Genomic DNA, 21,362 nt, shown 5'->3' with positions numbered 1-21,362 from the left:
ATGACGGGAGGCCTCACCACACCTTCCCCAGCCGCTCCATGTGCGGCTCGCCGTGTTCGTCGAGCGACCAGAATATCCGCGTCACCTTGCCGACGAGATTGTCCATCGGGATGAACCCCATCACGGACATCATGCGGCTGTCGGTGGAGTTGTCGCGGTTGTCGCCAAGCGCGAAGAAATGACCTGATGGCACCGTGAAGACGCTGGTGTTGTCGAGATAACCGTTGTCGACGCAGTCATATGTCATATAGCTCGCGCCGTTCGGCAGGGTCTCGCGCCAACGCTTGACCCCGGTGCCGGCATCCACACCGCAGGCGGAGCCCCCGGGCACGCTCGCGAGAGCGACGCGCGTCACCGGGCGGTCATTGAGGAAGAGCTGGCCCTGCCGCATCTGGATGCGATCGCCGGGCAGCCCGACCACGCGCTTGACGTAGTCGACCGAATTGTCATTCGGCGTCCGGAACACCACCACATCGCCAAACTCGGGCTCGGCCGCAAAGACGCGACCCGAGATCCATGACGGCGCGAAAGGAAAGGAATAGCGGCCATAGCCATAGGCATATTTGGCGGCGAACACGTAGTCGCCGACGACCAGCGTCGGCCTCATCGAGCCGGACGGGATGTTGAACGGCTGAAACAGGAAGATGCGAAACAGGAACGGCGGCGACCACAGCACCGGGATCAAGAGGATCAGGATAACGATCGCCTTCCATTCCCGCGATTTGGCCTGCGGGTGGGTGGTGTCCTGGAGAGTGGTCATGCACCTGCCCCGATCAAGCCTGTGGTCGTCGCCAGACTACGCAACCTTCGCGCGAGCGCAATCTCACAACTTGGTCGCGCGGCGTGTGGATCGCGTTCACACTCAGCCGCGGGCGATCAGTCGCGCGAAAGATCCCTGAAGCAGTGACGCACCCATTCAATGGTGAGCCGCGTCGCGGGATCGCGCTTGAGGTGGTTCTGTACCAAAAGCCAAACGTCGCGGCGCCGGGGCAGCAGCGTGGCGCGCAGACTGTGGTCGGAGAGCAATCCTCCGCAGCTATGTTCGGGCAGCACGCCGACGGCTTGGTGCGACTGGATCATGGTCCGGACAATGCGGACATTGTCGGTTACAGAGCGCGCGTTTGTCAGCCGCCTGGCGCGCAAATACTGCGCCTCGGGAATGGCGTCGAGCTCATCGGGAAAGCCGCAAACGACAGGCTCGCCACCCCCGAAATCGATGGGCTCGAAGAAATACAGTCTGACCTCGCCGAGCTTGGAGATGGTGAAGTCGCCCTTCTCCGGCTTCCGCAAGCGGATGGCGAGATCGGCCTGCCAGCGCGAAAATTTGACGTTGCCGCTGGAGGTGAGGAACTGAAGGGTGAGGCCGGGGTGATCGCGCAGGAACGCGCAGGCATGCGGCGCCAGCAGCTCCTCGGCGACCGCATTGGTCGAGGCGATGCGCAGGCGGCCGACCGGACCGGGCTGACTCTCACCGATGCGATCAATCGCGGCGACGTGCGCCGCCATCGCACCGACATGCTCGAGCACCGCCTCGCAATGCCGCGTCGGCCGTCGCAGGCCGTCGACGGCATCGAACAGCGGTACGCCGAGATCGCGCTGGATGCGTGCGAGCCTTCGGCCGACTGTGGTCTCGTCGATGCGCAGCCGCGCGCTGGCGGCGATGATGCGCAGATCGTCCCAGTTCATGGGCACGAGCCTAGCAGGTGCGGCCAATCCCTGCAAATTCGCAGCCATCTGCTGCAATAGTCCTGCACAATGGCAGGCCGCCGCCGCGCTAATGTTGCGTCACCAATACTCCCTTAGAAGGCCTGACCAGCATGACCGCTCCAAAAACCCTGCTCGAATTGTCCGGCGCTGATCTCAATCCGCCCAAACTCAGCGAGTCCTGTCTCGTGCTGATCGACATCCAGAACGAATACCGCGCCGGCCCCCTCGCTTTGCCAGACCCCGAGCCCGCAATCGCCGTCGCTGCGAAGCTTCTCGCCCGCGCCCGGAAGTCGGGCGCCGCGATCTTCCACATCGCGCACAAGGGCCGCGCCGGCAGCCTGTTCGATCGCGCCGCCGATCGCGGCGCCATCGTCGCCGAGCTCGCGCCACTTGCGGGCGAGTTCGTGATCGAGAAGGAGCTGCCGAACGCCTTCGCCGGCACCGATCTGCAGGCGCAGCTCGCCGCGAGCGGACGCAAGAACATCGTGCTGGCCGGCTTCATGACGCATATGTGCGTCAGCTCGACCGCCCGGGCTGCGCTCGACCTCGGCTTTCGCACGACGATCGATGCCGATTCCTGCGCCACGCGCGATCTGCCCGACGGCCGCGGCGGAACGCTCGCCGCAAGGACCATTCACGAGGTCGCGTTGGCCGAATTGTCGGATCGCTTCGCGATCATTGCGCGCGGCGATGCGCTAAGCTGACGGAGCGTTCGTGATGCTGCAACTCTATTTCTTTCCGATGGCCTGCTCGCTCGCCAGCCGCATCGCGCTGACCGAGGTCGGCGTCGAGGCGGAGTATCTCCTCGCCCATATCTGGACCAAGACAGTCGTGGACGACGGCAGCGATTTCCTCGGCGTGTCGCCGAAGGGCGCGGTGCCGGTCCTGGTGCTGGAGAACGGCGAGCGGCTAACCGAGAGCGCGGCGGTACTGCAATACATCGCTGATCTGAAACCCGAGGCCGGCCTCGCGCCGCGCTTCGGCGATCCCGACCGCTACCGCTTGCAGGAATGGCTGAGCTTCATCGGCGCCGAGATCCACAAGGCGTTCCTGTTTCCGACCTTCTGGTACAAGGACAACGCCTCGCTCGCCAAGCCGCGGGCAAGGATTACACAGACATTGTCGGTGCCAGCCGCGCATCTGGCGGACCGCGAATTCCTGGTCGGTAACAGATTCACCGTCGCGGATGCCCACCTCATTTGGGCCTTGCTGCTGCTCCGTCCGGCAGGCGTCGACATTGCGCAATGGCCGTCCCTGTCGGCTTATCTCGCGCGCATGCAGGCGCGCCCCGCAGTGCGGGAGGCGATCGCAACCGAGATGGCGCTGCGCAAGACCGTGGCGGCGAGCCCGGCGTGACGGGATGCCACGGCCGCCAGATGTGAGGGTTCCATAACGACCGCAGCCGGGCTGAAACGAAGCGCAAAAAAGGGCCGCAACAAGCGGCCCTTTATATCATCTGGAATGAGCCAAGATCACTCCACTCGCGCCAGCACCGCGAGCCTGCGGATGCCCTTGTTGCGATAGGCGTCGAGGAACGCGTAGTAGTCCTTGAACGACACGCAGCCGTTGGAGTCGCCATTCGGCCCGAGCATGAAGGTGTGCGCGAGCAGGCCGTCGCGGCCATAGATCGCGCTCTCGCCGCCGATCGGGGTCAGGCGCAGCGCGGGAACGCCGTGGAATAGCGCTTCGCGCGGCTTCAGGTCGTAGATATGTGGCGGCGTTACGCCGCGCATGCGGATGCGCGAGGAACGGGGATCGTCGAGATTGGAGCCGAGGCCGGAATGCGCCTCGAGCTTGGTGCCGTCGGGTAGATACACCGTCTTCGCGCTGATGTCGTAGACCGCGGTGGAGCGGTCATAAGGCGCCGAACCGCCGAGCATGGGGTTCTGCTCCTTCGGCGCGATGGAAGCGGTCACGCTCGCATCAGCCGAGGCATAGGCGAGCAGGGCGCCAGACGGCTCACGCTTGCCCCAGAGCTTTTCCACCATCGACTGCCGCGGCCCGGTAACCGACATCACCGCGGCCTTGGCGCGATCGGCGAACGATTTTGGCTTCGCCTCCGGCGTCGGCACGATTTCGGCCGGATCTGCCGAGGCAAGCTGCACCGGCGCGTCGACGCGCTTGGACTTCGCAGCGTCAGCGATCTTGGCGGGACCTGACTTCAGGACTTCCGCGACCCTCGCGATCACGCTCGGCTTCGCCGTGGCTTCGGCTACCTTGGTTGCGGGCGCGGCGCTCGCTGCATTCGATGTCACGCCTTGGGTCGCAGCGGCGGCAAAGCGATCGTTGAACATCTCGCGCGAGATTGGCGCGGCCACCTGCAACCGGTCGGGCAAGAGCGCAAAGGCTTCCTTGACGGCCTCACCGGCTTCGCGCAGTGCGACCCTAGGCGCCCGCTTGATCACGGGCTCGTCGTAGGCGCTGCTGCCGACGGTCGGATAGACGCTGGCGGCAAAAATGTTGCTGTAGACGGTCCAGCCGGCACCAAGCACGACGCAGCCGATCACGGCGGCGCCAAGCGCGTTTTGGGTGGTCATTTTTCGGGAAGGCTTCCGATAAGAATTGCTCGATAATTCTTTGGACTTCCGTGCCGCGATACCTTGCGCAGCGATACTCGTACTCATTCGCCTTGCGTCCAGAACGGTGTCACTCAATCCCCCTTCGAAGCGCCGCTGGTCACGATCCGGGAACAGCATCTCGCAGAGGGGCGGAGCGTCATTAGGGCCACTTTTAGTTAAATGCGGATTAAGTTCGGGCGAATGTGGGGCAATGCATTAACGTCGTCCCATTTCGAGAAAAAAGCCCGCAGAACTACGGACTTAAGCGCATCTGTTAACTATAATTCTCGGTCGGATCGGTGCGGTCAGCGAACGTCTCCGACCGCATTTCTAAACGCATCCAACCAAGTCGTTTTCGTGGTCTTCAATGCCGCCGACCATAGCGGCGAAGCGTTGCGTCAGGCTGGTGGACGCCGCCTTTGTCACTCCGCGCGTGATGAGATGTGCTTCGCCTCTCCCCGTCAGAACGGCCGTCAGAACGGTGGGAGGAGAAAGACCCTGACCGAAAGTTGATCGCACCGGTCTGGAAAAAACCGTGCCGAGAAAATAGCTGCTGCCTCGGCACTTTTCAGCAGCCTCTGCGTACGATACGGTACCGTATCAACATCGCCTTGAACTGCGCCGGGCACGCAAACGGAGGCTGGCATGAGAGCGATCGCATGCGCTGGATTTTTCACTCTGGCATCGTCGTTTCTGTTGATCGGATCTGCGATTGCGCAGCCTGCTGCCAATGCCGGCTGCACGGCGTCACCGTCGACCGCAGGCACACAGACCTGGCGTTGCGACAACGGCATCACGATCGTTGCGGAAAGCGGCGCCAGATTTGAACTTAAGGACGCCAACCGCGACGGACATATAGACTCCGTGGAGTTGAGCAGCAAAGCGCTGCTGGTCGAGGTCCCCAAGAAGCCCGGCGGCACCCCCTTCAAGGTGCTGACGCCGCAGGCGATCGCCGCGGTGCGCGGCACGAAATGGGCGGTCGATGTCACGGAGGCCAAGACCTCCGTCTTCGTCGCCGACGGCCGTGTCGGCGTCAGCCGCAGGAGCCGCGGACGCGGCGTCGTTTTAGCCCCCGGTGAAGGCGTCGACGTGGAAGCGACCGGTCCGTTGACCGTCAAGACATGGGGCCAGCCGCGCGTCGATGCGCTGATGGCAAGACTCGGTCAATAGGACTTGGTCAATAGGACTTGGCTAATAAGGCTTGGTCGATACGGCCCGATCAGTCAGGCCCTGACAACAGAGAAGATTGCAGTACGACGTAATGAAAAGACGCGTTCAGATCCTGATGGCACTCGCCCTTACCGCCCTGTGGGGCGCGGGCATCTATGCCAGTCACGCCAACAGTCATCTTCGCTTTCTCGATCGCCTCGAGGCGACGCTGACGGATTGGCGGACGCAGGTCCGCGGCGTACAGGCTCCACCCGATCTCGTCACCATCGTCGCGATCGACGACACCGTGGTCAAGCGCGGCGGCAGCTATCCGCTGCCACGCGCCGATCTCGCCCGTGTCGTCGACACCATCGTGCAGTTCAAGCCGAAGGTCGTCGCGATCGACCTGCTGCTGGTCGACCGCAGCGCTGCGATCGGTGACGCCACGCTGGCAAATACGCTGGCTACCGGTCCCATGGTCCTCGCCGCTGCGGCAATCTTCCCGTCCGCCAGCGAGACCGTGGCACCCAGCAGTCGGGGCCCCCTCGCCGTGCTGCCGCAGGCCGAGCGCTTCCTGTTGCCCTTGCCGGCATTCGCCGACCACGCCGAGGTCGGCGTCGTCAACGTTGCGACCGGACAATCGGGCTCGCCGCTCTCGGTGCCGATGCTGTTCCGGACGAGCGACAAGGTCGAGCTGTCATTTCCGCTGCGCGTCGCGATACGCGCGCTCGACAAGCCGCTGACGATCGCGCCGGACCACCTCCTGCTCGGCGACCGCACGGTGCCGACCGACACCGATTTCGCGCTGCCTATCACTTATTACGGCCCGCGCCGCACCATCCGCACTGTCAGCGCGCAGAGCATCTTCGACGGCACGCTCAATCGCTCGGCGATCGAGAACCGGATTGTCGTGATCGGCGCCTCGGTCGCAGGCGGCGGTGACTTCTATCCGACACCGTTCGATTCCCTGATGCCCGGCGTCGAGGTGGTCTCGACCGCGATCACCCATCTCGTCGCCGGTGACGGCATCGTGCGTGACCGCAAGGTCCACATCGCCGACGCGCTCATCGCGATCCTGTTGCCAATGCTGCTGGTGGGCCTGCTCGCCTGGCGGCGCAGCGCGCTCGGCCTCGTCGCGGCGGCCGGGGTGATGATCGCCTGGGCCGGGCTCAATCTGTTCGCGTTCACGCACGGCGTCTGGCTGAATGCCGCGACCACGCTCGCCGCGGCAGTGCCGCCGGTGGTGGTCTTCGGCGGCGTGCAGCTGTGGGCGGGAGGCCGGCGCACGCAATATCTTGCCGCGAAGAGCCGGTCGCTCGCGCAATTCCAGGCACCCGCCGTGCAGGACTGGCTGGCGCGCGATCCGAATTTCCTGTCAAAACCCGTCCGGCAGGACGCGGCCGTGGTCTTCATCGATCTCTCCGGTTTCACGGCGCTGAGCGAGCGAATCGATCCGGACGAGCTCCAGGACATTCTGAAGGCGTTTCACGCGCTGATCGACAAGGCCGCGGTCGATTGCGGCGGCATGATCAGCGGCTTTCTCGGCGACGGCGCCATGATCCTGTTCGGCCTGCCCGGCGCGATGCCCGACGACGCCGCACGCGCGCTGAAATGCGCGATCGACCTGCACCGCGGCGTCGAACGCTGGATCGTGTCATTGCCCCCTGCGATCAGGGATCAGCTCGGCTTCAAGATCGGCGCGCATTTCGGCCCGATCGTCGCCTCCCGCCTCGGCGAAAGCCATCAGCACATCACGGCGACGGGCGACACCGTCAATGTCGCGAGCCGGTTAATGGAGGTCGCCGTCCAGAACGACGCGCGCCTCGCGCTCAGCGATGTTCTGCTGGATACGGCCGACTTCCACGGCGCTCCCGACGGCATTCTGACGGGCCCCCTGCTCACGCAGGTCCGCGGCCGCTCCGGCATCGTGACCGTGTGGTTCTGGCGCGACCAGAACAGGCCGAACCAGGCCATGACCAAGGCTGAGATGATCGACTGAAGGCTCCGCCGTCGTCCCGACGAAGAGCTACCGCGCTTCCGGCGGCGGCGAGCGGTCCAGCACGTCGCCCTTGGCGCCTTCGAGCAGATCGATGCCGTAAGTTTCGACCACGAGCGGACCGCGCTTGCGCTGCAATTGCGCAATTTGCGTCACCTTCGCAAAGAGCTCGTGGACGGCGGGATGGCCGTCGCTGCGCACCTCGTCGACATAGATCAGCTTGCCGGCAAGCAGCTTTGGATCTGGCTCGGCCATGTTGACCCAGCGGATGCGCTGGTTCTGCTGGGCCACACAGGTGCCGCGCGGCAGATAGAAAGCGAGCCAGCCCGTGGTGCCGTAGTCAGGCGCAAGCACGCAGGTCGCGCCATTGCGGGCGCGCACGGCTTCGATCTCCGCGGCAAGCTCGCGCCAGCCGACGCCGACGCTGCGCACGGTCGCATCGCGGCGAAAGAGGGACAGCCAACCGGTGTTGGCCTGCACGATCAGCGCGGCAAACATCACGATGCCCACGGGCGCAGCCCAGCGCAGGCAGAAATCCGCCAGGCGCCGCTGGCGCGGCTTCCACTGCACGAGATTGGCGGCGGCGGCCGCCGCGATAACGAAGGGCGGATAGACCGGCGCGAACCAGTTGGCCTCGACGCGGGCATGCAGCGAATGCCAGACGAAATAGGCGACGACGGTCCAGAACATCGTCTCGATCAGCACGCGCGAGGCCAGCGCGCCGGCGCGGCGCCAAGTCAGCGCGTGCAGCCCCATTACGCCGAGGATGAAGACGAGCGGAGTTGCGAACGCGATCTGGGTCGGGATCAGCTCGGCGATAAAGACCGGCCGAAAGTCCTCGATCTTGGCGCGGCCGAGCTGCTTTGCGAACGAGACCCATTGATGGTCCGCATTCCAGAGGATCACCGGCGAGAACAGCGCGAGCGCAACGAGGCCACCGAGATAGGGCCAGGGCGAGAGAAACCAATGCCGCAGTTTCGGCACGGTCGCGAGCCAGATCAGGATCGCCAGGCCAAAGAACATCGCGGTGTATTTCGACAACAGCGCCGCGCCGACGGCTACGCCGACCGCGAGCCACCAGGCGCCGCGACCGGTTTCCAGCACTTTTGCGAGAAAGAACAGCACGAAGCTGGAGGCAACCAGAAGCGGCGCATCGGGCGTGACGATCAGCGTTCCGACCGAGGCCAGCAGCGTCACGTTGAGCAGGATGGCGCTGGTCGCCGCCACCCGCGCGCCGCCGAACAGGATCGCGGCGGAGCGATAGATCGCGTAGCTCATAGGCAGCGCAAGCAGGATCGATACCAGGCGGACGCCGAGCTCGGTGTCGCCGGCGATCATGGTGCCGGCGCGGATGACGTAGGCAACCATCGGCGGGTGATCGTAATACCCCCCGGCGAGGTTCTTCGACCACATCCAGTAATAGGCTTCGTCGAAGGTGATCGGCGTGAATGCGGCTGCGACGAGCCGCAAGCCGACCAGCGCAAGGATCACCAGCGCCGTATTGCGGACGATCCGCGCGTCAGCCCCGCCCATCGTGAGCTACTTCTTGCGCCAGACGAACAGTCCGGACATCGCGTAGTTCCACACCACGCCCATCAGCGCACCGGCCGCACCCGCAAGCCACCAGATCGGCTCCTGGTCGTAGACCGAGAAGGCGACGCCGACATTGGCGAGCAGGCCGACGCTGCACACGATGTAGAACGCGATCAGGCCGCGCAGCAGCGCAAAGCCCTTCAGCCGCTGGTCGCGATAGGTGAGGAAGTTGTTGAGGACGAAATTGCTGGTCATCGCGATGATGGCGCCGGAGGCCTGCGCTTCCGCGAACGGCTGCTTGAACAGCTCAAGCGATATGAACAGGGTGGTGAGATGCACCACGAGGCCGATGCCGCCGACCATTGCGAACAGCAGGAAGCGTAGCGAGACAGCATCGTTGGTGAACTTCGCCAGCACCAGGCCGAGAAAATCCAGCGCGACCATGGAATCGAGTTTGCTTTCGCCGTGCTGGCGCTCTCCGAACGTGTAAGGAATTTCGATGGCGCGCAAGGTGCCGTTCGCGCTCGCGACGAGGTCGAGCAGGATCTTGAAGCCGTGCACGGAAAGTTTCGGCGCGAGCTGCTCGAAGCGGTCGCGGCGAACCATGAAGAAGCCGCTCATGGGATCGGCGATCTCGACCCGCAGCGCCTTCCTGGCGAGTTCGGTCGCCAATGCACTGGCGCCGGCGCGCTGCTTGTTGAAGCCTTCGCTCTTGTAGCCCTCGATGTAGCGGCTGCCGACCACGAGCTCGGCCTGCCCGCTCGCGAGCAGCGACAGCATTTTCGGCAGCTGCGTCTCGTCGTGCTGGAGGTCGGCGTCGATCACGGCCGCATAGGGCGCGCTTGAGGCCAGGATGCCCTCGATGCAGGCCCCCGACAGGCCGCGGCGGCCGATACGGCGGACACAGCGCACGCGGCTGTCGCGCCGGGCCAGCGCGCGCACGACGTCCCAGGTGCCATCAGGCGAATTATCATCGACGAACACGACTTCCCAGGCGATGCCGGCCAGCGCTGCCTGCAGCCGCCGGTACAGCACCGTGACATTGTCGCGCTCGTTGAAGGTCGGGACGACGACCGACAATTCCGGCGATGGGGAAGCCGCCTGCGGGGCCTGCGGCGGGTTGTCGGAGCCCGGTCTGATCGCTTCGTTCATGAGGGCAGCGTATATCCGCCGCGTCTTGCGCTGCCAAGAACTTGCGCTACCAAGAACTTGCGCTACCAAGCCGGGGGTTCTCTGGAGAATGGCCCAAAAGGGCCCTAAAATGCCAACGACCCCGGAACGGCGGGCCGCGCGTACATCCGGCGCAGCCTGAGCTATCCCAAGGTCGTTCCAGCGCCGGAGTTTTTCGCTCAACGTCGCCGTTAGAAACTAAATAGGAACGACAAAGCCGGTTTGCAAGGGGCGAAAGGCGCCCTTTTCAGGCCTTTATTGGTTCGGGACTTCCTTGATCACCGGCCCGCGAGGTGCGGGCGCGGCAGGGGCCGCCGGCGCCGCAGCCGGGTCAACTTTCACGGGCTTGGGCGGCTTGCCGTACTGGCCGATCGGCCCGAAGACGACGGCGACCGCAAGCACGATCGCCGCGACGATCGCCCCCAAAATGCCACCCACCGACTCAGACGACATGGAAACCCATCCCTGTTCCAGATGCCCCCACTGATACCATGGATCAGCGCACAGCCGGAAGGGCTTGCGGGACGCCAACACTCAAGGGGGCTATTTCTGGGGCGGCCTGTGCTTGACGAAGGCCGTCACGATGTCCTTCTGCGCCGCTTCCACGGCCCTGTTCGCGGTGGCGAGATGGGCGCCGCCATCAATGGTCGGATACTGCGTGGTGAGAAAGTCGAGCAGCGCCACACGGTAATATTGCCGCTCCGACGGACAGGCGCCGGCGACCGAGCGGCCGAAATCCTGCTCAGACTGGCCCTGATTGCTATCACGCGAATATTCCCGCGCCAGGCAATGCCAGTAATCGTCGCGGCCCTGCATGGCGAGCTTCTGCGCACCCTTGGCATCGTCATCGTCGGCCATGACTGAAGATATCATGGCAGCAGATGTCATCATAACGAGCGCCGCTCCCACCATCAGCATCCGCATCTTGTTCTCCTTTTTTGCGGGTCCTGTCGCGACCTTAGACGGGGCGTCCCAACTGGCCAATCACATCTGGTTTGACTAGGATGAGGTCCCTCCCCTCGATGCGAGTCCTCCCGTGGCCAAAGCAAAAACCGCGTCCAAAAAATCCGGCAACATCTTCATCGGCATCGGCGGCTGGACTTTCGAGCCCTGGCGCGGCGTGTTCTATCCGGAGAAGCTGACGCAGGCGAAGGAGCTGTCCTACGCGGCCTCGAAGCTGACCTCGATCGAGATCAACGGCACCTATTACGGCTCGCAGAAGCCGGAGAGCTTTCGCAAATGGGCAGGCGAAGTACCGGAGGGTTTCGTGTTTTCATTGAAGGGACCGCGCTTCGCCACCAACCGCCGCGTGCTGGCGGAAGCCGGCGATTCCATCAAGCGTTTCTATGATTCCGGCGTGCTGGAACTCGGCGATCATCTTGGGCCGGTGCTGTGGCAGTTCGCGCCGACCAAGAAATTCGACGGCGCCGATTTCGGCAAGTTCCTCGAGCTGTTGCCGCGCAAGCTCGAGGGCCGCGCGCTGCGCCATGTCGTCGAGGTCCGCCACGACAGTTTTTGCACGCCAGACTTCGTCGCGCTGATCCGCGAATTCGAGACGCCCGTCGTGTTCGCCGAACACGGCAAATATCCGGCGATCGCCGACGTTGCCGGCGATTTCGTCTATGCGCGGCTCCAGAAGGGCAATGACGAGATCAAGACCTGCTATCCGCCGAAGCAGCTCGATGCCTGGGCCAAGCGGTTTCAGGACTGGGCCGAGGGAAATGAACCCGATGATCTGCCGAAGGTCGACAAGGCTAAGCCGAAGAAGGAGCCGCGCGACGTGTTTGCCTATGTCATCCACGAGGGCAAGGTGCGCGCGCCGGCCGGCGCCATGGAACTGATCGCGCGAGTGACCTGAGGTGTTTCATGGCAAAGGCAAAAAAACTCTTCACCATCGGCTATGAGCAGACGCCGCCCAAGGCCGTGCTCGACGAGCTGGAGCGAGCCGGCGTCAAGCTCGTTGTCGACGTGCGCGCGGTGACGTCATCGCGCCGGCCCGGCTTTTCCAAGAATCAATTATCCGCAGGCCTCGATGAACGCGGCATCGCCTATGTCCATCTCGCCGCCCTCGGCACACCCAAGGAAGGCCGCCTCGCCGCCCGCAGCGGGCAATACGATGTGCTGGAAAAGATCTACGCAAAGCACCTGAAGACGCCGCAGGCCAGGGAAGAGATGGACGAGCTTGCGGCGCTCGTGAAGAAGGCAGGCCCCGTGTGCCTGCTCTGCTACGAGCGCGACCACACCCACTGCCACCGCCAGATGATCGCGGAGGTGATCGAGGAGCGGGATGGGGTGGAGGTGAGGAATTTGGCGGGCCGGCAGGTCTAGCCCTTTTCGCGCGGGAGGACGAAACGACGGCTTTAACCGTAGCCGTCATCCTGAGGTGGCCGCTTCCTCAGCGGCCCTCGAAGGACGACGGCGTGACGCCAATGCAGCAGTCGTCCATCCTTCGAGGCCCGCAAGTGCTCGCACCTCAAGATGACGGGCTTATCTTGGGCTGTGGCGCGAGCCCGAAATGACGGGTGGACAGGCCTATCCCTCACCCGCCAACCGGAACGTCCCTTCCATCATCTGCACGCAGCTGCCGCCGACATGGGCTGAGACGATCTTGCCGTCCTGCTTGCGCACGCGCGTCAGCAGGATGCTCGGCCTGCCCATGTCAAAACCCTGGCCGACCGTCAGCTTCAATTCACCGTCGCGCGCCGAATCGAGATCGGCGAACAGCGCGGCGGCTGCGACCGTGGCACTGCCGGTGGCGGGATCCTCCACGAGGCCGTTGGCGCCGCGCATGAACATCCGCGCCTGGCGCTCGCAAGGCGCCTCTGCCGCAGACACATCGCGCGTATAGAACCACGCCGAGAATGCGTCATCGCGCGGAAATACGCTGCCGAAGGCCGCCGCGTCGGGCCTCGCCCGTTTGAGCGCATCGCGCGAATGCACCTCGATCACCAGAAACGGCGTTCCAACGCTGACGACCTGCGGCGCGTGACGGTCGACCTTGATGTCCTCAGCGCTGAGCGAGATGCAGCGCGCGGCATCAGCAGCAGACAATTGCGACAGCCGAGACAGCGGCTGCGGCGCTGTAAGCTCGGTGCTGATGACCTGGCCCTGCTCTCGAAAGATATCGACCGGCACCAGCCCGGCCTTCTCCTCGAACCGCAGGCACGACTTCGGCTCATTCGCGATCGTCGCCAGCACGAAGGCGGTACCGACATTGGGATGGCCAGCGAAAGGAAGCTCCCTGACCGGCGTGAAGATGCGCACCTCGGCATCATTCGCCTTGTCGCGCGGCGGCAGCACGAAGGTCGTCTCGGAATAGTTGAACTCGGTCGCGATCGACTGCATCTGCGTGGTCGACAACCTGCCGGCATCGAGCACCACGGCGAGCTGGTTGCCGCCGAAGGCGCGGTCGGTAAACACGTCGACGGTGATGTAGCGGCGCTGCATCTTCACTTCCTCATGCAAGTCGCGACCGCGACCGGCCGCGTCGCCGGCAGTCTACAAGCCGTCGACGTCGTCCGTCATGCCCCAATATTCGGAGCAATCGGAGCAATTGCGGTGACGGGTTGAAAGCCGAGAAGCGGCTTCCACAAATGCAAGACCCGACAACTAGCAGAGATAGTTCATCACCCGCCCTCACCGAAGCGCGACCCGCTTCAACGGAAGGCAACTTGCATTGACGGCGCGTTACCCCAATTGAAACACCGCCACCTTCTGCTCATAGCCCCGCACCTCGACCTCGCCGAGCGCGACGGCATCGTCGCAGTCCTCACCAAGCGCTTCGCGAACGGACGCGGAAATCAAGAGCTGCGAGCCGAACTCCTTGTTCAGGGCCTCCAGCCGCGAGGCGAAGTTCACGGTGTCGCCAATGACCGTATATTCCTTGCGCCGGGGCGAGCCGATATTGCCGGCGACGACCTCGCCGAAATGGATGCCGATTCCGATTCTGAGCGGCCAGCTCGTCTCGGCGTTGATGCGGCCCATCGCGGTCAGCATCTCGCGGCCTGCGGCGACCGCGCGATGCACGGCGTCGGAGGCCTCCAGCGGCGCGCCGAATAGCGCGAGAAAGCCGTCGCCCAAAAATTTGTTCACGATGCCGCCCTCGCGATCGAGGATATCGACGAGCACGGCGAAGGCGCCATCGAGCCGGTCGACCACCTCTTGCGGGGTGCGCGTCTGCGCGCCGGCAGTGAAGCCGCGGAAATCGACGAACATCACGGCGACGCGGCGAAGGTCGCCGCCTGCTCTGGTTCCCGCCGCCATCAGCCGCTCCACCACCTGAGGAGAAACGTGCTGGCCGAACAGGTTCGTCACCCGGTCGCGCGCGGTGGCCGCGGCAATGCTCGCAGCAAACTGACGCCGGAGTTGCGCACCGACCGCGCCCGCGAGCACGCCGCAGACCAGGATGATGATGCTGCGCACCGCATGGAAATAGGTCTGCGGCTCACCAACGCCGCTGGCGCGATCGTAGATCAGCGCCACGGCGAGCAGCTCGGCTGCGGCGACAAAGCCAGTGAAGGTCGAAAGCCGAAAATCCAGCCGCAGTGTCGAGAGAATGATGAAGATGAAATACATCAGCGGCACGGCAAAGCCGAGCGCCTGGCTCGCGCCCATGGTCCGGATCTGCAGGATCAAGATCAGCGTCGGCAGCGACGTTTCGATCAGTGCACCGATATAGCGCCTGATCACCGGGAGGTCGCGATCGAGCCGGAGGTTCCTTCTGATCTGGACGTGGACCCAGACCTCGAACAGGATGAAGCCGACCAGCAGGCCGTAGACCTCGGCCAGGCCTTCCGTCCCGCGCCAGACCCGGTTCACGACGGCTGGATCGACCAGATAGATGGCAGTGAGAAACACGGTCATGACGCAGCCCGTGAGGATCAGCGTCCGCACCCGCAACAGCTCGGTGCGCAGCACCTCTCGCGTCAGCTCGCGCTCGAAATCCTCCGATAGCGCGGCGTGCTGCCGCGTCTTCCTGCTCGCGAACCTGACCATTCCACCCCTCGATTCCGGGGCATTGTGCCTCAATCCAACGTGCGGCGGAAGCGCGTCACGGCAATGGTCATGGCGAGCAGCATCAGGACCGCTAATGCCAGCGCATCGAAGCGCAAATTCTGCATGGTCGCGCCCTTCAGCATGATGGCGCGGACGATGCGCAAATAGTGCGTCAGCGGCAGGCACTCGCCGACATATTGCGCCCAGACCGGCATGCCCGCGAACGGAAACATGAAGCCCGACAACAAAATGCTCGGCAGGAAGAACATCATCGACATCTGCATGGCCTGGAGCTGGTTCTGCACCAGCGTCGAGATCGTGTAGCCGATCGCAAGATTAGTACTGATGAACAGGGTCGACAGAACGGCCAGCAGGAACAAGTTGCCGAGTATCGGCACGCCAAACAGGACGACGCCGATGCCGATGATCAGGAAGGCCTGGACGAACCCGACCAGCACGTAAGGGATGATCTTGCCGAACATCACCTCGACTGGCTTGATCGGCATCGACAGCAGGTTCTCCATCGTGCCGCGCTCGACCTCGCGCGTGACCGAAAGCGCGGTGAAGATCAGCATGGTCATGGTGAGGATGGTGCCGACGAGACCGGGAACTATGTTGAGGCTCGACGCCGCGGCGGGGTTGTAGCGCGCATGTGCGCGGATCTCGAACGGCATCTCCGGGGGATCGCCGATGTAGAGATCGTGCTTGAGTGCAGTCTGCACGACCATGCCGAGTGAGCCGATCGCCGCGCTCGCTGCGACCGGATCGGTCGCGTCGGCGGCGACCAGCAGCGCCGGTCTGTCGCCGCGCCGCACCGCCCGCTCGAAGCCGCGCGGAATCTCGACGCCGAACAGAACCTTGCCGGATTTCAGGAGATTGTCGAAATCCTCGACGTCGTGCACCTCGTAGAGGAAGCGGAAATATTTGGTGTTCTCCAGCGCCTTCAGAATCGAGCGGGCGAGATCAGAGTCCTCCTGGAGCAGCACCGCACTCGGCAGATTGTGGGGTGTGGTGTTGATGGCATAGCCGAACAAGAGGAGCTGCATCACCGGCAGCATCACGATCATCGCGAACGACACGCGATCGCGCTTGAGCTGGATGAACTCCTTGACCAGCATCGCATAGGAGCGTGTCCAGAAACCAAAGCGCTCCCGGATCGCGTGCTGTGGTTCGGGATGATCGACGGCGCTCATTGGAAATTGTCCTTGGAACGGCCCATCAATTCGATGAACACGTCCTCCAGTGACGGCGACGATTTATTCCAGTGCAGCCCGCTTTTCGCCTGCCACGGCGCGATGCTGCCCTCAAGCGCGGCGACGTCGCGCCCCGAAACGTGCAGCGAGGTGCCGAACGGCGCCACCATGTCGATTCCGGGCTTGCCGGTGAGCCCAGCCGCGAGCTCGTTCAGTCCCTCGCCCGTCACGGTGTAGGTTGTCAGCGCGGATTTGGCGATCACCTCCTCCACGGTGCCGTGCACCAGCAGATGGCCATAGGCAATATAAGCAATCTCGTGACAGCGCTCGGCCTCGTCCATGTAGTGGGTCGAGACCAGCACGGTGAGACCGTCGGCCGCGAGCGCATGGATCTCGTTCCAGAAATCGCGCCGCGCCTTGGGATCGACGCCGGCGGTCGGCTCGTCCAGCAGCAGCAATTTTGGACTGGACAGCGTGCAGGCGCCTAGCGCCAGCCGCTGCTTCCAGCCGCCGGAGAGTTCGCCCGCGAGCTGCTCCTCGCGGCCCGAGAGCCCCAGCCGCTTGATCATGTCGCGCGCGGCGCCGCGCGCATCGCGAAGACCATACAGCCGCGCGACGAATTCGAGGTTCTCGCGGACAGAGAGATCCTGATAGAGGCTGAAGCGCTGGGTCATGTAGCCGACCTGGCGCTTGATCTTGTCAGCGTCGCGCCGGATGTCGTAGCCGAGACAGGTGCCCTCGCCGCTGTCGGGCGTGAGCAGGCCGCAGAGGATGCGGATGGTCGTCGTCTTGCCCGAACCGTTCGGGCCGAGGAAGCCGTAGATCGAGCCGCGCTTCACCTGCATCGACAGATCGTGCACGACTTCGCGGCCGCCGAACGACTTGGTCAGGCCCTTGACGTCGATCGCGATGCCGTTGTCGCCGCTCATCGCTTGTCCGCCACGGGCGTTTTTGGAGTGAGATATACGTCGATCGGCTGTCCGACCCGCAACGCGTCGGGCCGCGACGGCCGCGCCTGAATCAGGTAGACGAGCTTGTTGCGCTCCTCAAGGCTGTAGATGACGGGCGGGGTATATTCGGCCGAAGTCGCAATGAAATAAATCTTTGCGGTGAGATCGGCGGCGCAATTGTCGCACGCGATCCGCACCGTGTCGCCGATCGCAAGCTTCGGCAGCTCGGTCTCCGGCACGAAGAAGCGCAGCTTCATGTTGCCGGGCGGCATGATCGAGAGCACGGGCCGCTGCGCCGCCACCATCTCGCCCTCACGAAAATAGATCTGCTGGATGGTGCCGGCGACTGGCGCAAAACCTTTGCGCCGCGCCATCCGCGTCTCCGAGGTCGCCACCCGTGCCTCGGCAACGCGCAAGGAGGAGACCGCGGAATCGAGATTGGCCTGCGTGCCCGAGCCGGACTTGCTCAGCGAAGCCGCGCGATCATAGGTTTGCTGCGCATTCGCGAGCGTCGCCTTGTTCTGGTTGAGGTCGGCAAGCTGGAGATCGTCGTCGACGGAATAAAGGTGATCGCCGACCTTGACCTCGTCGCCCTCGCGGATGTTCAGCTTCGTCACGCGGCCGGCCTCGTCCGGGCTGACATAGATCATGTCGGCCTCGACCCAGCCCTGGAAGCCGGGATCGCGCTTCTCCTTGCAACCGGCAAGTCCGGTTGCGAGGGCTAGAATCGCGATCGAACAGAACCGCGCCGAAAACTGAATCGCGTTTGGCGGGAGCAACCGTTGTCGACCGCTCAACCTGAGGAGCCGCGAAGCGGCGTCTCGAAGGGCGAAGGGCCACAGCCGGGGCTGCATCCTTCGAGACGCGCGTTCCGCGCTCCTCAGGATGAGGTGAGAGATGTTTAGCGACGACCTCATGTCGTCCTCCGTTCGCCAAAAATCAAATCGAGATGGACCCGCAGCATGTCCTGCGCATCAAGCGGCGCGTGCCGCGCAAACAGGCTCTGCCAGATCACCGCGATCATCGCCGGCGCGACCAGGATTTGCGGGTAGCGCGCGAGGTTCTTCTCGCGGATCTCGCCGCGGGCAATGCCGAGCTCGATCAGCGCGCGCATGCCGGCCATTCCGCGCGAGACGACCTCGCGGTAGTAGAAGTCGGCGACGGAAGGAAAGCGCGGCCCCTCCGCTACGATCAGTCGCACGAGATCGCCGCGCCTGGTGCCGATGACCTCCTTCAAAAAATTGCTGGCAAAAGCCTCGACGAGATCGCGCACCGAGCCTGTCGGCGGCGGCAACGCATTCAGCTTCGCCACGACGGGCACGATCACGGTGCGCACCAACTCCTCGAACATCGATTCCTTGTCCTTGAAGTGCAGATAGATCGTGCCCTTCGCCACGCCCGCGCGCTTAGCAATGTCGTCGAGCCGCGTCGCGGTAAAGCCGCGCACGATGAACTCCTCCATCGCCGCGTCCACGATCGCCGCGCGCCGTTCCGCCGCACGCGTGGCGCGGCTCGACGCGGGCGCCTCGTCGCTTCTGGCGACCACAGAGACCTTCGCATTGGCTCGAGTTGCGGATCGGGCGGCGGTTTTGGTCGGCTTCCTTGTCATGCCAAATTTGTGACTGACTAGTCAGTCATTGTCAAGTCAGGGCCACAGACGTAAACCGGCTAATGAATTAGCCTTGACTAATTCATTAGCCGGTGCTAATTGAACTACTATGATTGAAACCGCCCGAAACCCAGTCACCAGCGTCATGCGCGCCCTCGCCGATCCAACCCGGCGCGCGGTGTTCGAGCGCGTGTTCGAGAGCAAGGAGATCAGCGTCGCCGAACTCACGCGCGGCAGCGGCGTGACCCAAGGCGCGATCTCGCAACATTTGAAGTCCCTCAAGCAGGCCGGCCTGGTCGCCGAGCGCGCCGAGGGCCGCAACGTCTATTACCGCGCCGCGCCGCAAGGACTCGAGCCGCTGGTCACCTGGATGGACCATTACGGCGTGTTCTGGCGCGAGCGCTTCCAGAACCTGCGTGACCTCTTGAAGGAGATCGATCCGTGAGTGCTGTTGAATTGAAAGCCGAGACAAAAGACATCGTCATCGACGAGGTGCTCCCTCACGCGCCGGAGACGATCTGGAAGGCGCTGACCAGCGCCCAGCTGATCGCGCGCTGGCTGATGCCGCCGACCGGTTTCGAGGCCGTCGAAGGCAACACTTTCACCTACCAGACCACGCCGGGCGGCGCCTGGGATGGCGTCATCCATTGCCGCGTCCTGGAAGTCATGCCGAACCGGCGCCTCGTCTACGCCTGGAAGGGCGGGGATGAGCGCAACACCGGCTACGGCGCGCCACTCGACACTGTCGTGACGTGGTCCCTCACCCCGGTCGAGGCCGGCACGCGGATCCGTCTGGTTCATGCGGGCTTCGTCATACCCAGGAACGAATCGGCCTACACGGGCATGAGCGGCGGCTGGAAGAAAGTCGTCCGCCAGCTCGACGAGATCAGCGGCGAAGACAAGTAAGAAGACAAGTAAGGAGTTATCGCAATGACCAAGCCCTTTACCGGCGGCTGCGCCTGCGGCTCGATCCGCTATTCGATTCTGGGCGAGCCCCTGTTCAGCAATCACTGCCAGTGCCGGGACTGCCAGCGGGAAAGCGGCAGCGGCCATGGCTCGTACATGACCTTCGCGCGCGCCGGTGTCACAGTGATGGGCGAGGCGAAGCACTGGGACATGGTCGGCGACAGTGGCAACGTGAAGACTCGCGGTTTCTGCTCCGTCTGCGGCTTGCCGGTCTACATGACCTTCGCGGCGATGCCTGACATCTTCACCATCCGCGCCGCAAGCCTCGACGAACCCGCCCGCTACGAGCCGCAAGTGGTGACCTACGCCGCGCGCGGTCATGACTGGGATCGCCTCGACCCGGACCTGCCGAAGTTTGAGGGCATGCCGCCGGGGTGAGGCACTGGCCCCACGTGGGGGTGTGCTCCCTCTCCCGCTTGCGGGAGAGGGTTGGGGAGAGGGTGTCTCACCAACGGGACAATCCCCTAGTGGAGAGAACCCTCACCCGGCGCGTTGCGCCGACCTCTCCCGCAAGCGGGAGAGGTGAAACCAACCAGCACTTACGTCAGCTATGGAATTTCAAGCCATCGACGATCTTGTCGATCACCTTGCGCTCGGCGCGCATTGCGAGACCGACGAGATTGAGGTCAGTGCGCACCACCGCCCTCACCGCCTCGCGATTGGCGGCATCGTGCGTGGTCTTGAACATGTCCTCGGTGTAGACCGCCGCCGCGACGTTGCGCGTCAGGGCCCGATCGAGCGCGCGCGCGAGCGCCTGACCGTCGGCGCCGTAGATCAGGATCGGCTGGCCGATCAGCGCGTGATATTTGGTGCCTGATGCATCTTCATAGGGTTCGCCGATGCATTCCGGAAAGGCCGCGGCGATGCCGCTCGTGAGGAAGGACGCGACGTTGAGCTTCTGCCAGGCCGCAAGATCGGCGCGGATCACGATGGCGATCTTGGTATCGAACTGCATGCATATCCCTAACTGTTATTCCGGATACGATGCTACGCATCGCCCCGGAATGACAGCAAGAGGAATTACCCCTTTGCGTCGCAGGCCCAGGCGCGGATCACACATTCCTTGCCGCCGAACTTGTAGCATTCGCGCGTCGCGGCATTGAGCGAGGCCGAGATCTTCGGCTTGACGGCATAGCCATAGGCGCCGCAGGGATTGGAAAGGTCGACCGCCATCGCGGCGCAAGCACGCTTCATCGTCACGGTCGTGCAATCGCCCTTGCATTGCTTCTGCGCCGCCGCACGCGCTTCGTGCTCGGCACCATAACCGAAGGCCTGGCCGTAGGCGCCGCACTTGCCGACTGCAAATGCGCCGGCGGCGTGCGCATCCGTGATGTGGCGCGCGCCGGCGACAAAAACCGACAGCGCAAAGAAAAACATCGCGCAACGGCGCGCGACGACGTTCGAAGGCATGGAAATCCCCTCCCCCAAGGCAGGCGAAGGCGACTGTAAGCCGCGGTCGTTTCCAGATGGTGAACGGAGGGTTGAAAACAGCCGTGTAGGGCGGATTGGCGGAGCGCAATCCACCAAAGTACCTCA

24 protein-coding genes are annotated in these 21,362 nt (G+C 63.9%); 9 read left to right on the top strand and 15 right to left on the bottom strand.

Annotation, left to right across the window (positions count from 1 at the left end; translation table 11 throughout):
- Window positions 1-13 precede the first annotated feature (13 nt).
- Complete coding sequence (gene lepB, locus ABIB00_RS08065; RefSeq protein ID WP_354103973.1) at window positions 14-760, bottom strand: signal peptidase I; 747 nt, start codon at window positions 758-760, stop codon at window positions 14-16.
- Between the two features lie 116 nt (window positions 761-876).
- A complete protein-coding gene (locus ABIB00_RS08060; protein WP_354103972.1) occupies window positions 877-1,686 on the bottom strand; it encodes a LysR family transcriptional regulator in 810 nt (269 codons plus the stop codon).
- 131 nt (window positions 1,687-1,817) lie between these two features.
- Between ABIB00_RS08060 and ABIB00_RS08055 the strand changes: the two genes are divergently transcribed.
- Together ABIB00_RS08055 and ABIB00_RS08050 are read left to right on the top strand one after the other, a co-directional pair.
- A complete protein-coding gene (locus ABIB00_RS08055) occupies window positions 1,818-2,411 on the top strand; it encodes a cysteine hydrolase family protein (RefSeq protein WP_354103971.1) in 594 nt (197 codons plus the stop codon).
- A gap of 13 nt (window positions 2,412-2,424) precedes the next feature.
- Complete coding sequence (locus ABIB00_RS08050; protein WP_354103970.1) at window positions 2,425-3,063, top strand: glutathione binding-like protein; 639 nt, start codon at window positions 2,425-2,427, stop codon at window positions 3,061-3,063.
- Between the two features lie 116 nt (window positions 3,064-3,179).
- Here ABIB00_RS08050 and ABIB00_RS08045 read toward each other — a convergent pair whose 3' ends face one another.
- Window positions 3,180-4,244: a DUF2778 domain-containing protein gene (locus ABIB00_RS08045; protein WP_354103969.1), complete on the bottom strand. Its 1,065-nt coding sequence runs from the start codon at window positions 4,242-4,244 to the stop codon at window positions 3,180-3,182.
- Window positions 4,245-4,910: 666 nt separating this feature from the next.
- On the opposite strand from ABIB00_RS08045, the gene ABIB00_RS08040 reads away from it, so the two are divergent.
- Both ABIB00_RS08040 and ABIB00_RS08035 read left to right on the top strand, forming a co-directional pair.
- On the top strand, window positions 4,911-5,435 hold the full coding sequence (locus ABIB00_RS08040; RefSeq protein WP_354103968.1) for a FecR domain-containing protein: 525 nt from the start codon (window positions 4,911-4,913) through the stop codon (window positions 5,433-5,435).
- 91 nt (window positions 5,436-5,526) lie between these two features.
- Window positions 5,527-7,413 carry a CHASE2 domain-containing protein gene (locus ABIB00_RS08035; RefSeq protein ID WP_354103967.1) on the top strand — a complete coding sequence of 629 codons (1,887 nt, stop codon included), beginning with the start codon at window positions 5,527-5,529 and terminating at the stop codon, window positions 7,411-7,413.
- 27 nt (window positions 7,414-7,440) lie between these two features.
- Here ABIB00_RS08035 and ABIB00_RS08030 read toward each other — a convergent pair whose 3' ends face one another.
- From ABIB00_RS08030 to ABIB00_RS08015, 4 genes are all read right to left on the bottom strand, one after another.
- Window positions 7,441-8,943, bottom strand: a complete 1,503-nt coding sequence (locus ABIB00_RS08030; protein WP_354103966.1) for a glycosyltransferase family 39 protein — start codon at window positions 8,941-8,943, stop codon at window positions 7,441-7,443.
- 6 nt (window positions 8,944-8,949) lie between these two features.
- Window positions 8,950-10,095, bottom strand: a complete 1,146-nt coding sequence (locus ABIB00_RS08025) for a glycosyltransferase family 2 protein (protein ID WP_354103965.1) — start codon at window positions 10,093-10,095, stop codon at window positions 8,950-8,952.
- 273 nt (window positions 10,096-10,368) lie between these two features.
- On the bottom strand, window positions 10,369-10,566 hold the full coding sequence (locus tag ABIB00_RS08020) for a hypothetical protein (protein WP_354103964.1): 198 nt from the start codon (window positions 10,564-10,566) through the stop codon (window positions 10,369-10,371).
- 90 nt (window positions 10,567-10,656) lie between these two features.
- Complete coding sequence (locus ABIB00_RS08015; RefSeq protein WP_354103963.1) at window positions 10,657-11,037, bottom strand: hypothetical protein; 381 nt, start codon at window positions 11,035-11,037, stop codon at window positions 10,657-10,659.
- Between the two features lie 112 nt (window positions 11,038-11,149).
- Between ABIB00_RS08015 and ABIB00_RS08010 the strand changes: the two genes are divergently transcribed.
- On the top strand, window positions 11,150-11,971 hold the full coding sequence (locus ABIB00_RS08010; protein WP_354103962.1) for a DUF72 domain-containing protein: 822 nt from the start codon (window positions 11,150-11,152) through the stop codon (window positions 11,969-11,971).
- 8 nt (window positions 11,972-11,979) lie between these two features.
- The gene (locus ABIB00_RS08005) at window positions 11,980-12,441 is read left to right on the top strand and encodes a DUF488 domain-containing protein (protein WP_247444518.1); all 462 of its coding nucleotides are present in this window, start codon (window positions 11,980-11,982) and stop codon (window positions 12,439-12,441) included.
- 204 nt (window positions 12,442-12,645) lie between these two features.
- Here ABIB00_RS08005 and ABIB00_RS08000 read toward each other — a convergent pair whose 3' ends face one another.
- The 6 genes from ABIB00_RS08000 to ABIB00_RS07975 form a co-directional block, all read right to left on the bottom strand.
- A complete protein-coding gene (locus tag ABIB00_RS08000; protein WP_354103961.1) occupies window positions 12,646-13,560 on the bottom strand; it encodes a PhzF family phenazine biosynthesis protein in 915 nt (304 codons plus the stop codon).
- Window positions 13,561-13,800: 240 nt separating this feature from the next.
- A complete protein-coding gene (locus tag ABIB00_RS07995; RefSeq protein ID WP_354103960.1) occupies window positions 13,801-15,108 on the bottom strand; it encodes an adenylate/guanylate cyclase domain-containing protein in 1,308 nt (435 codons plus the stop codon).
- Between the two features lie 29 nt (window positions 15,109-15,137).
- Window positions 15,138-16,301, bottom strand: a complete 1,164-nt coding sequence (locus ABIB00_RS07990) for an ABC transporter permease (protein WP_247338958.1) — start codon at window positions 16,299-16,301, stop codon at window positions 15,138-15,140.
- Window positions 16,298-17,230: an ABC transporter ATP-binding protein gene (locus tag ABIB00_RS07985; protein ID WP_354103959.1), complete on the bottom strand. Its 933-nt coding sequence runs from the start codon at window positions 17,228-17,230 to the stop codon at window positions 16,298-16,300. Before ABIB00_RS07985 ends, ABIB00_RS07990 begins: the two co-directional genes overlap by 4 nt.
- Window positions 17,227-18,168, bottom strand: coding sequence for an HlyD family secretion protein (locus ABIB00_RS07980; RefSeq protein WP_354103958.1), 942 nt, complete (start codon window positions 18,166-18,168; stop codon window positions 17,227-17,229). Before ABIB00_RS07980 ends, ABIB00_RS07985 begins: the two co-directional genes overlap by 4 nt.
- A complete protein-coding gene (locus ABIB00_RS07975) occupies window positions 18,165-18,860 on the bottom strand; it encodes a TetR/AcrR family transcriptional regulator (protein WP_354103957.1) in 696 nt (231 codons plus the stop codon). The genes ABIB00_RS07980 and ABIB00_RS07975 overlap by 4 nt, the downstream gene beginning before the upstream one ends.
- A gap of 109 nt (window positions 18,861-18,969) precedes the next feature.
- On the opposite strand from ABIB00_RS07975, the gene ABIB00_RS07970 reads away from it, so the two are divergent.
- Genes ABIB00_RS07970 through ABIB00_RS07960 form a run of 3 tightly spaced genes read left to right on the top strand, consistent with a single transcriptional unit; the run spans window position 18,970 to window position 20,204 of the window.
- On the top strand, window positions 18,970-19,305 hold the full coding sequence (locus ABIB00_RS07970) for an ArsR/SmtB family transcription factor (RefSeq protein ID WP_247338966.1): 336 nt from the start codon (window positions 18,970-18,972) through the stop codon (window positions 19,303-19,305).
- Window positions 19,302-19,766: an SRPBCC family protein gene (locus tag ABIB00_RS07965; protein ID WP_247444510.1), complete on the top strand. Its 465-nt coding sequence runs from the start codon at window positions 19,302-19,304 to the stop codon at window positions 19,764-19,766. The genes ABIB00_RS07970 and ABIB00_RS07965 overlap by 4 nt, the downstream gene beginning before the upstream one ends.
- A gap of 24 nt (window positions 19,767-19,790) precedes the next feature.
- Window positions 19,791-20,204 (top strand): GFA family protein, encoded by a 414-nt coding sequence (locus ABIB00_RS07960; RefSeq protein WP_354103956.1) that lies wholly within the window; start codon window positions 19,791-19,793, stop codon window positions 20,202-20,204.
- Between the two features lie 166 nt (window positions 20,205-20,370).
- On the opposite strand, the gene ABIB00_RS07955 is transcribed toward ABIB00_RS07960, so the two are convergent.
- A complete protein-coding gene (locus ABIB00_RS07955; RefSeq protein WP_354046358.1) occupies window positions 20,371-20,781 on the bottom strand; it encodes a DUF2000 family protein in 411 nt (136 codons plus the stop codon).
- A 65-nt stretch (window positions 20,782-20,846) separates the two neighbouring features.
- Window positions 20,847-21,236, bottom strand: coding sequence for a DUF4189 domain-containing protein (locus ABIB00_RS07950; protein ID WP_354103955.1), 390 nt, complete (start codon window positions 21,234-21,236; stop codon window positions 20,847-20,849).
- Window positions 21,237-21,362 lie beyond the last annotated feature (126 nt).

The sequence above is a fragment of the Bradyrhizobium sp. LB14.3 genome, assembly GCF_040547985.1.
GTDB lineage: Bacteria > Pseudomonadota > Alphaproteobacteria > Rhizobiales > Xanthobacteraceae > Bradyrhizobium.
This window is presented reverse-complemented; position numbering and strand designations above follow the sequence as displayed.

Excerpts from the sequence above, each read along its gene's own strand:
- ABIB00_RS07955 (WP_354046358.1), bottom strand. The coding sequence starts at position 20,781 with ATGCAGTTCGATACCAAGATCGCCATCGTGATCCGCGCCGATCTTGCG.
- ABIB00_RS07975 (WP_354103957.1), bottom strand. The coding sequence starts at position 18,860 with ATGACAAGGAAGCCGACCAAAACCGCCGCCCGATCCGCAACTCGAGCC.
- ABIB00_RS07995 (WP_354103960.1), bottom strand. The coding sequence starts at position 15,108 with ATGGTCAGGTTCGCGAGCAGGAAGACGCGGCAGCACGCCGCGCTATCG.
- ABIB00_RS08040 (WP_354103968.1), top strand. The coding sequence starts at position 4,911 with ATGAGAGCGATCGCATGCGCTGGATTTTTCACTCTGGCATCGTCGTTT.
- ABIB00_RS07980 (WP_354103958.1), bottom strand. The coding sequence starts at position 18,168 with ATGAGGTCGTCGCTAAACATCTCTCACCTCATCCTGAGGAGCGCGGAA.
- ABIB00_RS07960 (WP_354103956.1), top strand. The coding sequence starts at position 19,791 with ATGACCAAGCCCTTTACCGGCGGCTGCGCCTGCGGCTCGATCCGCTAT.
- ABIB00_RS08000 (WP_354103961.1), bottom strand. The coding sequence starts at position 13,560 with ATGCAGCGCCGCTACATCACCGTCGACGTGTTTACCGACCGCGCCTTC.
- ABIB00_RS08030 (WP_354103966.1), bottom strand. The coding sequence starts at position 8,943 with ATGGGCGGGGCTGACGCGCGGATCGTCCGCAATACGGCGCTGGTGATC.
- ABIB00_RS07990 (WP_247338958.1), bottom strand. The coding sequence starts at position 16,301 with ATGAGCGCCGTCGATCATCCCGAACCACAGCACGCGATCCGGGAGCGC.
- ABIB00_RS08035 (WP_354103967.1), top strand. The coding sequence starts at position 5,527 with ATGAAAAGACGCGTTCAGATCCTGATGGCACTCGCCCTTACCGCCCTG.
- ABIB00_RS07950 (WP_354103955.1), bottom strand. The coding sequence starts at position 21,236 with ATGCCTTCGAACGTCGTCGCGCGCCGTTGCGCGATGTTTTTCTTTGCG.
- lepB (WP_354103973.1), bottom strand. The coding sequence starts at position 760 with ATGACCACTCTCCAGGACACCACCCACCCGCAGGCCAAATCGCGGGAA.
- ABIB00_RS07970 (WP_247338966.1), top strand. The coding sequence starts at position 18,970 with ATGATTGAAACCGCCCGAAACCCAGTCACCAGCGTCATGCGCGCCCTC.
- ABIB00_RS08050 (WP_354103970.1), top strand. The coding sequence starts at position 2,425 with ATGCTGCAACTCTATTTCTTTCCGATGGCCTGCTCGCTCGCCAGCCGC.
- ABIB00_RS08005 (WP_247444518.1), top strand. The coding sequence starts at position 11,980 with ATGGCAAAGGCAAAAAAACTCTTCACCATCGGCTATGAGCAGACGCCG.
- ABIB00_RS08055 (WP_354103971.1), top strand. The coding sequence starts at position 1,818 with ATGACCGCTCCAAAAACCCTGCTCGAATTGTCCGGCGCTGATCTCAAT.
- ABIB00_RS08020 (WP_354103964.1), bottom strand. The coding sequence starts at position 10,566 with ATGTCGTCTGAGTCGGTGGGTGGCATTTTGGGGGCGATCGTCGCGGCG.
- ABIB00_RS08015 (WP_354103963.1), bottom strand. The coding sequence starts at position 11,037 with ATGCGGATGCTGATGGTGGGAGCGGCGCTCGTTATGATGACATCTGCT.
- ABIB00_RS07985 (WP_354103959.1), bottom strand. The coding sequence starts at position 17,230 with ATGAGCGGCGACAACGGCATCGCGATCGACGTCAAGGGCCTGACCAAG.
- ABIB00_RS08045 (WP_354103969.1), bottom strand. The coding sequence starts at position 4,244 with ATGACCACCCAAAACGCGCTTGGCGCCGCCGTGATCGGCTGCGTCGTG.
- ABIB00_RS08025 (WP_354103965.1), bottom strand. The coding sequence starts at position 10,095 with ATGAACGAAGCGATCAGACCGGGCTCCGACAACCCGCCGCAGGCCCCG.
- ABIB00_RS08060 (WP_354103972.1), bottom strand. The coding sequence starts at position 1,686 with ATGAACTGGGACGATCTGCGCATCATCGCCGCCAGCGCGCGGCTGCGC.